The sequence below is a fragment of the Pseudomonas sp. MWU12-2345 genome (assembly GCF_023242385.1).
Taxonomy (GTDB): domain Bacteria; phylum Pseudomonadota; class Gammaproteobacteria; order Pseudomonadales; family Pseudomonadaceae; genus Aquipseudomonas; species Aquipseudomonas gingeri_D.
Window position 1 is genome coordinate 100,475 of record NZ_JALLJA010000010.1, and the last position, 14,082, is coordinate 114,556.

General features: G+C 62.3%; 16 protein-coding genes. 7 read left to right on the top strand and 9 right to left on the bottom strand.

Going from position 1 to position 14,082, the window contains the following annotated elements; translation table 11 throughout:
• Window positions 1-34: 34 nt before the first annotated feature.
• Window positions 35-1,153, top strand: coding sequence for a PepSY domain-containing protein (locus M5C71_RS20160; protein WP_248768594.1), 1,119 nt, complete (start codon window positions 35-37; stop codon window positions 1,151-1,153).
• A complete protein-coding gene (locus M5C71_RS20165; protein WP_177102982.1) occupies window positions 1,150-1,335 on the top strand; it encodes a hypothetical protein in 186 nt (61 codons plus the stop codon). The genes M5C71_RS20160 and M5C71_RS20165 overlap by 4 nt, the downstream gene beginning before the upstream one ends.
• A 181-nt stretch (window positions 1,336-1,516) precedes the next feature.
• Here M5C71_RS20165 and creD read toward each other — a convergent pair whose 3' ends face one another.
• From creD to M5C71_RS20185, 4 genes are all read right to left on the bottom strand, one after another.
• Entirely contained in the window at window positions 1,517-2,890 is a 1,374-nt protein-coding gene (creD, locus tag M5C71_RS20170; protein WP_248768595.1) for a cell envelope integrity protein CreD, read from the bottom strand.
• Window positions 2,891-2,982: 92 nt separating this feature from the next.
• The gene (gene creC, locus M5C71_RS20175; RefSeq protein ID WP_152741090.1) at window positions 2,983-4,404 is read right to left on the bottom strand and encodes a two-component system sensor histidine kinase CreC; all 1,422 of its coding nucleotides are present in this window, start codon (window positions 4,402-4,404) and stop codon (window positions 2,983-2,985) included.
• Window positions 4,404-5,084, bottom strand: coding sequence for a two-component system response regulator CreB (gene creB / locus M5C71_RS20180; protein ID WP_103499639.1), 681 nt, complete (start codon window positions 5,082-5,084; stop codon window positions 4,404-4,406). The genes creC and creB overlap by 1 nt, the downstream gene beginning before the upstream one ends.
• 58 nt (window positions 5,085-5,142) lie before the next feature.
• Complete coding sequence (locus M5C71_RS20185; RefSeq protein WP_177102980.1) at window positions 5,143-5,643, bottom strand: ATP-dependent zinc protease; 501 nt, start codon at window positions 5,641-5,643, stop codon at window positions 5,143-5,145.
• Between the two features lie 196 nt (window positions 5,644-5,839).
• On the opposite strand from M5C71_RS20185, the gene M5C71_RS20190 reads away from it, so the two are divergent.
• Complete coding sequence (locus tag M5C71_RS20190) at window positions 5,840-6,745, top strand: acyltransferase (protein ID WP_177102978.1); 906 nt, start codon at window positions 5,840-5,842, stop codon at window positions 6,743-6,745.
• A gap of 70 nt (window positions 6,746-6,815) precedes the next feature.
• Here the strand turns inward: M5C71_RS20190 and M5C71_RS20195 are convergent, their stop codons facing one another.
• Window positions 6,816-7,358: a DUF2780 domain-containing protein gene (locus M5C71_RS20195; protein WP_103499641.1), complete on the bottom strand. Its 543-nt coding sequence runs from the start codon at window positions 7,356-7,358 to the stop codon at window positions 6,816-6,818.
• 221 nt (window positions 7,359-7,579) lie between these two features.
• On the opposite strand from M5C71_RS20195, the gene M5C71_RS20200 reads away from it, so the two are divergent.
• From M5C71_RS20200 to M5C71_RS20210, 3 genes are all read left to right on the top strand, one after another.
• Window positions 7,580-8,167 carry a fasciclin domain-containing protein gene (locus M5C71_RS20200; protein WP_248768596.1) on the top strand — a complete coding sequence of 196 codons (588 nt, stop codon included), beginning with the start codon at window positions 7,580-7,582 and terminating at the stop codon, window positions 8,165-8,167.
• Between the two features lie 186 nt (window positions 8,168-8,353).
• Window positions 8,354-8,998: a sigma-70 family RNA polymerase sigma factor gene (locus M5C71_RS20205; protein WP_103499643.1), complete on the top strand. Its 645-nt coding sequence runs from the start codon at window positions 8,354-8,356 to the stop codon at window positions 8,996-8,998.
• On the top strand, window positions 8,995-9,669 hold the full coding sequence (locus M5C71_RS20210) for an anti-sigma factor (protein WP_248768597.1): 675 nt from the start codon (window positions 8,995-8,997) through the stop codon (window positions 9,667-9,669). The genes M5C71_RS20205 and M5C71_RS20210 overlap by 4 nt, the downstream gene beginning before the upstream one ends.
• 48 nt (window positions 9,670-9,717) lie before the next feature.
• Here the strand turns inward: M5C71_RS20210 and M5C71_RS20215 are convergent, their stop codons facing one another.
• Together M5C71_RS20215 and M5C71_RS20220 are read right to left on the bottom strand one after the other, a co-directional pair.
• Window positions 9,718-10,377, bottom strand: a complete 660-nt coding sequence (locus tag M5C71_RS20215) for an AAA family ATPase (RefSeq protein ID WP_248768598.1) — start codon at window positions 10,375-10,377, stop codon at window positions 9,718-9,720.
• On the bottom strand, window positions 10,377-10,721 hold the full coding sequence (locus M5C71_RS20220) for a type II toxin-antitoxin system Phd/YefM family antitoxin (protein WP_103499646.1): 345 nt from the start codon (window positions 10,719-10,721) through the stop codon (window positions 10,377-10,379). Before M5C71_RS20220 ends, M5C71_RS20215 begins: the two co-directional genes overlap by 1 nt.
• 429 nt (window positions 10,722-11,150) lie before the next feature.
• Between M5C71_RS20220 and M5C71_RS20225 the strand changes: the two genes are divergently transcribed.
• Window positions 11,151-11,411 (top strand): hypothetical protein, encoded by a 261-nt coding sequence (locus tag M5C71_RS20225; protein ID WP_040071331.1) that lies wholly within the window; start codon window positions 11,151-11,153, stop codon window positions 11,409-11,411.
• Between the two features lie 243 nt (window positions 11,412-11,654).
• On the opposite strand, the gene fdhA is transcribed toward M5C71_RS20225, so the two are convergent.
• Window positions 11,655-12,854, bottom strand: coding sequence for a formaldehyde dehydrogenase, glutathione-independent (gene fdhA, locus M5C71_RS20230; protein ID WP_103498198.1), 1,200 nt, complete (start codon window positions 12,852-12,854; stop codon window positions 11,655-11,657).
• Window positions 12,855-13,191: 337 nt separating this feature from the next.
• On the bottom strand, window positions 13,192-14,049 hold the full coding sequence (purU, locus tag M5C71_RS20235; protein WP_248746613.1) for a formyltetrahydrofolate deformylase: 858 nt from the start codon (window positions 14,047-14,049) through the stop codon (window positions 13,192-13,194).
• Window positions 14,050-14,082: the final 33 nt, after the last annotated feature.

Below are 14,082 nucleotides of genomic sequence, written 5' to 3' on the forward strand. Positions count from 1 at the left end.
GTCCGCCGTGGCCCTTTTGCATTTGGGAAATGCCATGAAAAGCCAAACCATCCGCCGCTGGTCCTTTGTCCACACCTGGGCCAGCCTGATCTGCACGCTATTCCTGCTGTTGCTGGCGCTGACCGGCCTGCCGTTGATCTTCCACCACGAGATCGACCACCTGCTGGGCGACGCCGCCGCGCTGCCGGCGCTGCCCGCCGACACCCCGCACCTGGACCTGCAGCAACTGGTCCGCGCCGCCGAGGCCCATCGTCCGGGCGAGGTCATGCAGTATTTCGGCTGGGACGAGGACGAGCCCGACGGCGTGACCACCATCATGGCGAAAACCGCCGGCACCGAACCCAACGCCTCCCACACCTTCATGCTCGACGCCCGCAACGGCCAGGCCGTGGAACTGCCCTCGGCCAACGGCGGCCTGATGATGGTCATGCTGCGCCTGCACGTGGATATGTTCGCCGGGCTCCCCGGCAAACTGCTGCTGGCCTTTATGGGGGTGCTGTTCGTGCTGGCGATCATCTCCGGCGTGGCGCTCTACCTGCCGTTCATGCGCCGGCAGAAGTTCGCCAGCGTGCGCCGCGATAAATCCACCCGCCTGCGTTGGCTCGACCTGCACAACCTGATCGGCATCGTCACCCTGACCTGGTGCCTGGTGGTAGGCATCACCGGGGTGATCAGCGCCTGCGCCGACCTGCTGATCGCCGCCTGGCGCGCCGACACCCTCGGCGCCATGGTCGCGCCGTACCGCGACGCCCCACCGCTGACCGAACTCGCCCCGGCCACGCGCCTGCTGGAGATCGCCGCCGAGGCCGCCCCCGACATGCGCCCGGACTTTATCGCCTTCCCCGGCACGCGCTTTTCCAGCGAACACCACTACGCCGTCTTTATGAAAGGCAGCACCCACCTCACCTCGCACCTGCTGACCCCGGTGCTGATCGATGCCGCCACCCTGCAAGTCACCGCCGTCGGCCAACGCCCTTGGTACATGGACGCCATGGGCATGTCGCAACCGCTGCATTTCGGTGACTACGGCGGCCTGCCGATGAAGGTGCTCTGGGCGGTGCTGGATGGCTTGACCATCATCGTGCTCGGCAGCGGCGTGTACCTGTGGTGGGTACGCCGACGGACTAGCCTGAAAACCGAGGGCGCACGATGAAACCGCGCGCTTCGAATTTCTGGAAGGTCTTCGGCATTCCCGTGTTGATCGCCCTGCTCAGCGCGGCCGGCCTGTTCGCCGCGCTGTTGGGCGACGGCGCCTGGGATGCGCTGAGCTGGGTGGGGCTGGGGATTCCGGCGGCTATTTCCCTGCGCGGGCTGTTCGGCCGTCGCCATGGATAACCGCCGGAGAGGCTTTCAAGACAGAGCGCCACGTGACCTGCCTGTAAAGCTTTCAGTGGTCTCACGGGCCCTATCCCGAGCAAGCTCGGCTCCTACAGGGACCGTGCTCGGTCTTGACTGACTAGCCAACAGGCGGGCCAGCTCCGCGCCCCATTGCTGATCCTCGCGTAACCCCAGCGACCTACTCATGGGCAGCTCCCCTATCAAAGTTCAGCGCCTCGGCAGGCTTGCCCTGGCCAATCCCGTACCAGTCGAGTTTGCGGGTCAGCACCATAAACACCCCGAGCAGACAGAACAGCAGCAGCGAGCCCATCAGCAACGCATAGTCCTCGGCGCTCAGCAGCCCATAGAGCAAACCATACAACGCGGCCAGGCCGATGCCGAAACCCAGGCCATGGGTCAGGCTGCGCAAGACATGGCAGACATAGAAGCCGATCAACGCCACACAGGCCCCAGCCGACAACAGATAAGCCAGGCCAAACCCAAGGTGCTCCGACAGCGACAGCAACAGCAGATAAAAGAAAGCCAACGCCACGCCGACCAGGGCGTACTGGACCGGATGCACCGCCAGGCGCTTGAGCACTTCGAAGAGGAAGAAGCCGGCAAAGGTCAGGGCGATAAACAACAACGCATATTTGATCGCCCGGTCGGACTTGAGGTACTGGTCCACCGGTTCGATAAAACTCACCCCAAAGCTGCGGGCCTTGAAGCCATCGCAGTCGCTGGTCGCCAGGCAGTTGTTCAAGGCTTCACGCAGATTGGTGGAGAAGAACGAGGTCTGCCACTGGGCGCTGAACCCCTGGTCGGTGACTTCCCGTTTGACCGGCAGGTAGTTGCCGATAAAGCTCGGGTGCGGCCAATCGGCACTCAGATGGATGCTGCTGGTCTTGCCCACCGGCAGCACCTGCAACTGACCGGTGCCTTGTAGCACCAGGTCGAAGGAAAAATCGAGGCGCTGCTCTTCGCGGCCATCGACCCGCGGCAAGTTCACATGCACACCGTCACCCAGCCAACTGACCTGGGTCCCGGGCCGAAACTCCAGGTTCTGGCTGCCCACCTGCAAGGTCAGGGCGTATTCGATGCCACGGATATCGCTGATGCCCACCGCCAGGTACGGCTCGTCGAAGCGGTAATCGGCAAAGTCCTCGGTGATACCCAATTGCAGCGGCAGCACGAAGTTACCGCTGATCTGGTTATTGGCATGAAACAGCCGCGCCTCGTAAATGCCCCGCGAGCGCAGTTCGGTCTGAACCTTGCCATCGAGCTCGAAACGCTCCGGCAAGAAGTACAGGCGCCCGCTGACTTCGCTGCTTTGCTGGTAGCGCTCGCCCTTGGCATCGGTCTTCCATTCGCGAACGGTCTGGCGATACGGCACCACCAACAGCGGACCATTCAATTGCTGGCTGTAGCTGGAACTGCGGGCGATATCTTCCAGGACACCGTCGCGCAAGCGCTGACGTTCGCTGATCACCCCGTCGATCATCATCAACGGGACCAGCAACAACAGCATCAGTAGGGCAATCGCCCCGAGTTTTATAGCCAGACCGCGGTTCATGGGTTCTCTCCCTGTTGGTATGGGGGAGAGTCTGCGCAGCCTGTGTGGGGGCTTGATGGGACGAATGTGGAGACTGTGTGGAGATGCGGTGTTTATCCGGGAAAGCTCAGGCTGACCTCGACCCCGCCGGGCACATTGCCGATGCGCAGTTCGCCACCGTGCAGCTTCATCACTTCCTCGACAAAGTTCAGCCCCAGCCCGGTGCTTTTGCGGCCGCTACCTGGCCGTGGAAGGGAGTAGAAGCGTTCGCTCAGTCTCGGCAGCGCATACTCGGGAATCGCCTCGGCCTGGTTGAACAGCGTCAAGCACAGCTGCCGGCCCTGGCGTTCGGCCTTGAAGTGCACAAGCCCTTCCGGCGGCGTAAAGTCCAGGGCATTGTCCAACAGATTGCCGATGGCCTGACGCAGCAGGAAGGGTTCGCCGAATACTTTCAGGTCCGGTGCAATCGACTGCTGCACCTGCAAGCGTCCGCGTTCGATCCGCGCGGCCTGGGCCTGCAAGACTTCATCTACCAGGCTCCCCAAGGGGATCTCGACCTGCTCCTCCAATACCTGACGCTGCTCCACCAGTGCCAGGTTCAGCAACCGCTCGATCAACCGCTGCATCCGCGCGCTTTCGCTGTCGATATTGCCGACAAAACGCTCGCGCTGGGCTTCCGGCATCTCGCCCTGCAACAGCTCCGCCGCCCCACGAATCGCCGCCAGCGGGCTTTTCAGTTCGTGGGTCAGGGTGTGCACGTAGCGCTCGACATAGGCCTTGCCCTCCAACTGTGTGCGCATATGCTCCACGGCATTGGCCAACTGCGCCATCTCGCCGCCGCGATAGCGTGGCAGCTCGGCCTTTTGACCTTCGCTGACCGCCTGGGCGTAAGCGGTCAGGCGCCGCAACGCCGCGCTCAGCCACCAGGACAACAGCGCGCCGAACAACAGGCCCAGGCCGATCAGCCCGGCGCCGTACATCAGCAGGCGGTGCTCGGTGCGGTCCACATAAGGCTGCAACGAACTATTGGGCTTGGCCACCGTGACCACGCCAATGATCTGGCCGTTGTCGGTGATCGGCGCGCCGACGTGCATCACCGAGGAGTTCGGGTCACCGTCCACCGTGCGGGTCGAGCGGGCGCCGTACTCGCCGCGCAGGGTCAGGTAGACATCGTTCCAGTTCGAATAGTCCTGCCCCACCGCCTGCTCGGCGGAATCGAGCAAGACGATGCCACGGGCGTCGGTCACGTAGATCCGGTGGTTGACCTGATTCTTCTCCAGCCCCCAGATGGTCGCCGCCGGCTTGCGCTGGCCGTAGGCCTTGAGTGCCTGCGGCAGGCGACTCTGGCTGAGGGTGCCGTTCTTCACATCGTCATGGAGGATTTCCGCCAGCAGGTTGGCGGTGTCCACCAGGGTTTCTTCGGTGGACTGACGCACGCCGGGGCGGATTTCCTTCATCACCGTGTTCAGCACGAAATAGCCGGTCAGGCCGACGAAAAGGAAGTACACCAGGAAAATCCGGATCCCCAACGGCATCAGCTGTTCCCCGGGCTGTAGCTGTAGCCCAGGCCGCGATGGGTCTGGATCGGTTCGGCATCGCCAGCCACCGCCCGCAGCTTGGCCCGCAGGCTCTTGATGTGACTGTCGATATTGCGCTCGTAGCCGGCATCCGCCGCCACGCCCAGCGCATCGAGCAATTGCTCGCGGCTGAAGACCCGTTCGGGTTGCTCCAGCAGACTGGCGAGCAGGCGGAATTCGTGACGGGTCAGGTTCAAGGGCTGGCCGCGATAGCTGATCTGTACCCGTTCGTGATCGACCAGGAAGCGTTCACTGGAAACCGCCGACAGCGCCGGGGGCACCACACGCTTGAGGATCGCCCGCACCCGCGCCGCGACTTCCCGTGGGCTGAAGGGCTTGACCACATAATCGTCGGCGCCGATTTCCAGGCCCACCACGCGGTCGATCTCACCATCGCGGGCGCTGAGAAACATCACCGGCACTTCGGTAAAGCGCCGCAGCTGCTTGCACACCTCGAAGCCGCTGATATCCGGCAGGCCGATATCGAGGATCAGCAGGTCGGCCGGCGTCGTGCGCTGGTGCTCGACCGCCGCGCCGCCGAGGTTCAGCCAGGTGGTGGTGAACCCTTCACCCTGCAGGGCGTAGATCAGGGTATCGGCAATCGCCGCTTCGTCTTCGACAATCAGGATATGGGGCATGGCGTCCGAGCACAGTTGTTGATCGCGCAACGGTGCCGGACGCATGCCGCCCCGTCAATCAGCAGTGGGGTTGGTCGGCGGTATAACGCCGCGCCGGATTCACCGCCGCGCCGAACTCACGCAACGCCTTGGCGCCGATCAGCAGCGGATAGTTGAAGCCGCTGCGATTGGTCAGGTTGACCTCCACGCTACGCTTGACGTTACCCAGGCACATATCCAGTTCCACCACCGGGCGCTTGCTCGCGTCGCTGGCTTCGCCGTCTTCGTCTTCCTCGGTACGGGTCTTGATCTTGCTGATGCGCGCGACCTTGTGCTCGTAGACCTTGCCGTCGGCATCGGCCGTGCCCAGGCGGAAACGCACCCAGTCCTCGCCGTTGCGCTTGAACAGCTCGATGTCCTTGGCCGACAGCGAGGCGGTCAACGCACCGGTGTCCATCTTGGCCTTGAAGGTCTGGCCGATTTCCGGCAGCTGGATATATTCGTAGCGCCCGTAGAGGGTCGGTTCGGCCGCCATGACCGGCAGGGCCAGGAGGGACAACAGGGCAAGAATGGATTTCACTTCGGCTGTACCTTTGGGTGGACGCACAAGGGGCGCCATTTTAGACCGCTGTTCGCGCGTTGGTTCATGAACAAATCTGACAGACCACTATCAACCTATCCGACATCCCGTGAAACATTTGTCGCCCGGGCGATTTGGCGTCTGCCCGCGCCCGCCTTTATCATGGCGCGCCCTCACGTTTTGAAAGAGTCCCTGTATGCGCCGCCTGCTCACCGGCAGTTTCGTCACGTTCCTGCTTTTGCTCAACACGCTGGTACTGTTCGGCCCGCTGATGCTCTTCGCCCTGCTCAAGCTGCTGCTGCCCGGTCGTTTTCGCGACTATGCCAGCGCGGCGGTGATGTGGATCGCCGAAACCTGGGCCGAGATCGACAAGCTGATCTTCGCCCTGTGCATCCCCACCCGCTGGGATATTCGCGGTGCCGAAGGCCTGCGCCGCGACACCTCGTACCTGGTGGTCTGCAACCATCAGTCCTGGGTCGATATCCCGGCGCTGATCCAGACCCTCAACCGGCACACGCCGTTCTTCAAGTTCTTCCTCAAGAAAGAACTGATCTGGGTACCGTTCCTGGGCCTGGCCTGGTGGGCGCTGGACTATCCGTTCATGAAGCGCTACTCCAAGGCCTTTCTCGACAAGCACCCGGAACTCAAGGGCCATGACCTGGAAATCACCCAGGCCGCCTGCGAGCTGTTCAAGCGCCAGCCGGTGACCGTGGTCAACTACCTCGAAGGCACCCGCTTCAGCCCGGCCAAACGCCAGGAGCAGGACTCGCCCTTTACCCATCTGCTCAAGCCCAAGGCCGGCGGCGTGGCCTTCGTGCTGGCGGCCATGGGCGAACAACTGGACGCGATCCTCGATGTCACCGTGGTTTATCCACAAGAGCGGATTCCGGGGTTCTGGGATTTGATCAGCGGCAACCTGCCCAAGGTCATCATCGACTTCCAGACCCGCGAATTGACCGCCGATCTGTGGCAAGGCGACTACGAGAACGACCCGCTGTTTCGCCAGCAGATCCAGGACTGGGTCAACCAGCTCTGGAGCGAGAAGGACCAGCGTATCGCGGCGCTGCGCAGCGAGAGCGCGTCGACAGAACGGTCCGTTTGATCAGCCCATAAAAAAACGCATCGCGCGGCTTGAACCGTGCGATGCGTTTTTATGCGAGCCCGATGCCTGATCAGCTACCGGCGCCCCAGATACCACCCAGGCTCTTGAGCAGCGGACCACCGACACCCTGCTGTCCCAGGTATTGCAGGATCACCGGAGCAAACTGGCCGACCATGCCGCTGTCCATGCCCAGGGCACCGAAGGCCTTGTTCAGGTCACCGGTGTTCTGCACATTGCCCAGCGCGCTGCCCACCGCCGACGAGTTACCCGACTGGCCGAGCAAACCGCCCAGGCCGGACAAAGCACCCGCGCCCGAGAGCTGGTCGAGGCCCGGTACACTTTTGCTCAACTGCGAATAATCGTTGCCACTGAGTTTGTTCTTCGCCAAGCCCAGCATCGCACCGGTACCACCCACCGCCTGTTCCGGGGTGACATGCAATTGCGAACCCAGGGCGCTGAGCAGACCGCCAGCCGGGGCCGCCGCATTGCCATTTTGCCCGCCTTGCATGGACGAGACCGCATTGGCCGCATCGTTCAGGCTGAACGCCGCGAACACCGGGGTAGCGGCGAATGCCAGGAGCGAAGCCAGTACAACACCGCGTGGAATCTTCATTGCAATACCTCGAAAGTCATCAATACCACCCGCCAGCAGGGACAGGCGCCGAACACTTGCCGTTGGAGTCAAAAAAACCGGACTTGTTCCGCACGCGCCGAATCCTCCTACCGTCCCCATAAAAAATTCAGCGGTCCCTGCATCCGATCCCCGCCCCCTTGCGTATATCAAGCACGGACAGAACTTCCTGGCCGACTTCATACCGACAAGGATTCCCCATCATGAAATGCACTTCGATCAAAGCGCCCCTGATTGCCAGCTTGTTGACCCTCGCGTTGTCCGCTGGCCTGGCCCAGGCGGCGAGCATGAGCATGGACCACGACAGTGTGATGGTCGGCGGACAAAGCATGCTGCCGAGCAAGGACATCGTCGACAACGCGGTCAATTCCGCCGACCACACCACCCTCGTCGCCGCCGTGAAGGCCGCCGGACTGGTGCCGACCCTCAAGGGCCAGGGCCCGTTCACCGTCTTCGCCCCGGTCAACTCCGCCTTCGCCGCCCTGCCCGCCGGCACCGTCGACACCCTGCTCAAGCCGGAAAACAAAGGCACCCTGACCCATGTCCTCACCTACCACGTGGTGGCCGGGAAACTCGACATGGCCGAACTGAGCAAGCGCATCAAGGCCGGCGGCGGCAAGACCGAGCTGACCACCGTCGCCGGCGGCAAGTTGTGGGCAATGATGAACGGCCCGCACAACATCGTGATCAAGGATGAGAAAGGCACCACCGCCGACATCACCACCTACGACGTGATGCAATCCAACGGCGTGATCCAGGTGATCGACAAGGTGCTGCTGCCCAAAAGCTGAGACTCGCCACACCGCCACTCTACCTGTAGGAGCCCGCTTGCGGGCAATGGACTCAAGAACGCCGGGGTGTTTCAGGCACCCCGCGTCATCGTTGACCTCCATCGCCAGCAAGCTGGCTCCTACAGGGGCGCGTTGACTGTAATAACTGGTCTATGGCCGAGGCCGTGTGACCTGTGAGGCCCCCCAATGAATGGAACAACCGCGTGCCGTGAACTACCCTCAGGCGGCAACGAGCGCACAGCGCGGCCCATACATCGTCTTTTGATTGTCTGGAGAACACCCATTTCCACCGCCGACGCCGATCAACTCAGGCAGCTGTTGGCCCAGTGCTCACTGGGCAACCGCCGCGCATTCGAGACGCTGTATCGTAGCGTCGCCCCACGCCTGCACGGTGTAGCCCTGCGTTGCCTGGGCCGCGCCGACCTGGCCGAAGAAATCCTCCAGGAGAGCTTCGTGCGCATCTGGAACAACGCTTCGCGTTACGAGGCCCACCTCTCGGCGCCCATGACCTGGATGACCAACATCACCCGTAACCTGGCCATCGATCAGTTGCGCAGGTTCCGCGAGGTGCCCCTGGTCGAGGGCCAGGAAGACAGCCTGGCCGACGACAGCCCCTCGGCCCACGAACTGCTCGACAGCGCCCGGGAGGCCAGTGCCCTGAACCGTTGCCTGGAGACCCTGGAGGGCCCGCAACGCCAGTCGATCACCCTCGCCTACTTCCACGGCCTGTCCTACGCGGAACTGGCCGAACAACTGCCCGCGCCGCTGGGCTCGGTCAAATCCTGGATACGTCGCGGCATGGAACGCCTGCGCAGGTGCCTTGAATCATGAACTACCAGAACCCCCGCCTGCGCCGCGCCCTGGCCGCCGACTATGCCATCGGCGTAATGTCCAAGGCCGCCCGCCGGCGTTTCGAAGCGCTGATGCGCGACGACGCCAAGCTGCGGGCCCAGGTCGCCGAGTGGCAGGAAAACCTGATGGCTTTGACCGAATCGGTGGCTGAACAACCGGTGCCAGATCGGGTGTGGCAAGGCATCGTTGCGCGGATCGATCCGCAACGGCTGCACCTGCCTGAGAAACGGCCGTTCTGGAGTCGGTTGCGCATCCTCGCGGCGGCCTGTTCGCTGTTGCTGGTGGCGGCCCTGGGCGTGTTCTATAACCATGACCCGGTGAGCGCCAGCGCAACCCTGCTCAGCGGCACGCAAACCCCGGCATTGCGGGTCAAGGCCCATGCCGACTACCTGCAAGTGGAACCGCTGAGCCTGGCGGCGGTGACCGCCGACCGCAGCCTGGAATTGTGGGCGATTCCGGTGGGTGGCAAGCCGGTGTCCCTGGGGCTGGTGCCCAAGGAAGGCAAGGGGCGAGTGGAATTGAGCGAAGCACATAAGGCCTTGCTCGGCACCTCGGTGGTGCTGGCGGTCAGCCTTGAGCCGGCGGGCGGGTCACCGACCGGGCAACCGACCGGACCGGTGTTGTACCAGGGGCCGTTGGCGGCGCTCTGAACCCAAAAGCCGCGAGGTCCTTGCAGGATCGGCGGCGTTTCAGACCGACTACTCCGGAAGATATTCAATAGCCGCCTGTACCAGCGGCCGCGCCCATTGTGGTGTGCCCTGCAAGGCAACGGCATCTTCCGGATCCGGGAAAGTGATCTGTCCAGCCACCATCTCCAGAATCAGCACAGGGTCTGGAATATCCTCACCCGGTAAGACGTCGGCGCTGTTATCGAACACCTGCAAGTGCGCCAACAGCGGCATCAAACTGACCAGATTCGCTCGAGAGGATACCCAACGCTCGCGAATTTTCTTTTCCGCAATATCGTGACCACCGACGGACACGCGAAAACGTACCCGTTGCAGGTGCTGCTCCGCGGACGACAATCCGCAAAACAGCATCACCACGTCATGAGTGCGAGCGGCCTGAGCCAGCAAGCGCGCAATCGTGTTACCACCCAGCGTGGTTTCGAACGCGTAGTTACGCCCCTGGAGCAGTGCGGTTTCCAACAGGGAGCGGCCGTGCTCCCAAGCCAGGGCATTGGCCTGAGCAGGATCAATGCCCTGCGAGCCGACCAACTCACGTGCAAAACTATCCGGGTTGAACCAATCCAGCCCGTGTTCAGCCAGGAGCGCACCACCCACGGAGCTTTTACCTGCACCGTTGACACCTGCCAAGACGAAAATGTAAGGACGTCCGCTGGGTAATACTTCACTCATCAGTAGGAGGATCCTGCCTTGGGTCGCTTGCCCAGCTTGCCTTTGGCCGCCAGCAGTGAACGCACGCCAGTGACAGATTCAGGCTGTTGCAGAACCTCCAGGCGGGCATCGAAACGTTGGGTCAACTCCTCCAGAGCCGATTGCTCCCGGGCCTTGTAGGCTTGTACTTCGGCGATCAGTTGCTGATAGGTCTCGGCGGCCAGCAGCACCATTTCCACAGTCGAGTGGTTGGTCACCGCCACAGTGCCGGACTGATGGACCAGACGGACAACGTCGGCCCACTTGTTCTTCACCTGGGAGGCATTCTGGCGGGGCAGATCAAGGAGGTCAGGCAAGGCAATCATGGCATGTGCTCGCAAGCTGAGATGGCCAGCTCACTATAGCAACGCCGAAGCAATCTGGCTATTTTTGCCATATTCAGCTTTTTTCAAGGTTTGTTTCGGCTAGAAGATAGCCGATCCTCAGATCCACCCATCAGAATGACCCGTAACAATTCCCCGCCTTGCGTCCTCAGAAGCCTGCGGCTTATAGTCCGCCGGTCGCCCTGATTGGCGATACGGGTTTGGCGACTCGTTAAACTCCCATGCGAAAGCTCTGTGCTTGTTTGCAGGTGCCTTCGCACCCGCAAAGCCGCTTTATGGCGGCTGTGCGCGGGAGACCTTCGGGTCTGCCGGCTTGGGATGTTTCCGGTTCGCCAACCTGCGTACAGCTGCCACCTTTCGTTTGGCGACGGATGTGTGGTGGCCTCGTCCTAAACTCCCGAGGTTTTACCCATGACTAAATACATACCCCTCACCGCCATCGACTGCCTGATTCCCAGCCTGTTGATCGACGCCGAAAGCCCGACCGACGTGCTCCACGCCAATGCCGCCGCCCGCTTCCTCGCGGCGACACAGATGCTCGAAGCCCTGTCCCACATCGAACTGCACAACGCCAATGACATCGACTTCCAACATATCCTCCAGGTCCCCGCGATGGTCATGCGCGATGGCTGCGACCTGATGGATGTACTGGGCTGGCGGCTACGGGCCTGATCGCAGAATATGCAACGAAACAAAACTGTAGGAGCAGGGCTTGTCGGATCGCCGCACCGCCGCGAAGAGGCCCTTGAGATCGCTAAAAGCTTCGCGGGCAAGCCCTGCTCCTACAGAAACGATGTGCTGCCAACGACCGTGTACCACCGGGATATCGGCCAGAAAGCCCGTCTGTTCCAACTGAATTTCACCCACTAAAAAGGGCGACCGAAGTCGCCCTTTTTCCGTCTTGCCCTTTACTGCTTACGCCGCGCTGAACAGCTTGTGCGGGTCAATCACGAACTTCTTCGGCACGCCCGCATCGAACTCGCCGTAACCCTTCGGTGCGTCATCCAGACTGATGACCTGCACACCGACGATCTCGGCGATATTGATCCGATCCCACATGATCGCCTGCATCAGCTGGCGGTTGTACTTCATCACCGGGGTCTGGCCGGTGTGGAAGCTGTGGGACTTGGCCCAACCGAGGCCGAAGCGGATGCTCAGGCTGCCCATTTTCGCGGCAGCATCCACCGCACCCGGGTCTTCAGTCACATACAGGCCCGGAATACCGATCTTGCCCGCCACCCGGACTACGCCCATCAGCGAGTTGAGCACGGTGGCCGGAGCCTCGTGTTTCACGCCTTCATGGCCGTGACCACGGGCTTCGAAGCCCACGGCATCGACGGCGCAATCCACTTCAGGTTCGCCCAACAGCGCGGCGATCTGTTCGTGCAGCGGGGTGTCCTTGGACAGGTCGGCGATTTCGAAACCCTGGGCCTTGGCGTGGGCCAGGCGGATCGGGTTGACGTCACCGATGATCACCACCGCCGCGCCCAGCAGGCGCGCCGAAGCCGCCGCCGCGAGGCCGACCGGACCGGCACCGGCGATGTATACGGTGCTGCCTGGACCAACACCCGCGGTGACCGCGCCGTGGTAGCCGGTAGGCAGGATGTCGGAGAGGCAGGTCAGGTCGCGGATCTTCTCCATGGCCTTGTCGCGATCCGGCAGCTTGAGCAGGTTAAAGTCGGCGTACGGCACCAGCACGTATTCAGCCTGGCCGCCGGTCCAGTCGCCCATGTCGACATAACCGTAGGCACCGCCGGCACGGGCCGGGTTGACGGTCAGGCAGACGCCGGTGTGTTGCTCCTTGCAGGAACGGCAGCGCCCGCAAGCTACGTTGAAAGGGACCGAGACCAGGTCGCCGAGTTTCAGGTTCTCGACGTCGCTGCCCTTCTCGATCACTTCACCGGTGATTTCATGACCCAGGACCAGGCCGGTCTGGGCAGTGGTACGGCCACGGACCATATGCTGGTCCGAACCACAGATGTTGGTGGAGACAACGCGCAGGATGACACCGTGCTCAATCTTCCTGCCGCGTGGGTCCTGCATTTTCGGATAGTCGATTTTCTGCACCTCGACCTTGCCATTGCCGAGATACACCACACCACGATTGCCAGACATGCTTTCACCTCGCTGTTGTTTTTATGTAGCAACACGTTGCCAGGGGGCAGCGCGTAGATTGCTCGGGTTATTGCCTGTGGTTGTTGCGTTGTTCTTGCAGACCTCATCGCCGGCAAGCCGGCTCCTACAGGGGTATTGCTTCACGGCAGGCACCGCGTCCTCTGTGGGAAATTGCCCGGGTTATTGCTTGTGGTTGTTGCGTTGTTCTTACGGGCCTCTTCGCGGGCAAGCTCCGCTCCCACAGTGGCCCGCGTTGCCTGGGCGTTACCCGGTCAATTGTGGGAGCGGAGCTTGTCGGATCGCCGCACCGCCGCGAAGGTCGTAAAACGACCGTTCTTCAGAGCACCACCGTCCTGTTGGCGTTCAGAAAGACCCGCCGCTCAATGTGATACCCCACCGCTCGCGCCAACGTCAGCCCTTCGATATCGCGGCCCTTGGCGATCAGGTCCTCGGGGTAATGACTGTGGTCCACCGCTTCCACGCCCTGGGCGATGATCGGGCCTTCGTCCAGGTCGTTGTTGATGTAGTGCGCAGTGGCGCCCACCAGTTTCACGCCCTTGTTGTAGGCCTGGTGATAAGGCTTGGCGCCCTTGAAACCAGGCAGCAACGAGTGGTGGATATTGATGGCCTTGCCGTCAAGCTTGCGGCACAGCTCGGGCGAGAGCACCTGCATATAGCGGGCGAGAATCACCAGCTCCGCACCGGACTCCTCGATCACCTGCCAGACCTGGCGTTCCTGGCCCGGCTTGTCATTCGGGTCCAGCGGGAAATGGTAGTAGGGAATCTGGTGCCAGTCGGCCAGGGGCTTGAGGTCCGGGTGGTTGGAGACCACGGCGGCCACGTCCATGGACAATTGGCCGATGCGCTGGCGGTAGAGCAGGTCGTTGAGGCAGTGATCAGCCTTGGAGACCATGATCACCACTTTCGGCCGGTAGTTCGGCGCGGTCAGTTCGAACAGCATGCCGAAGGACTCGCCGCGCAGGGCGAGGCCGGCGCGGAAGGCCAGTTCGTCGAAACCGTCGGGCTGGCGAAACTCCACGCGAATGAAGAAACGCCCCGAGAGGCGGTCATCGAACGAGTGGTGCTCGGTGACGTAGCAGCCCTGCTCGAACAGATAGCGGGTCACCGCATCCACCGTGCCGAGCACGCTGGGGCAGTCGGCGGTCAAAATCCATGTATCGGGGGCGCGGCTCATTGCTTGACTCCTGTTCGTGAGGGGCAACCGCCA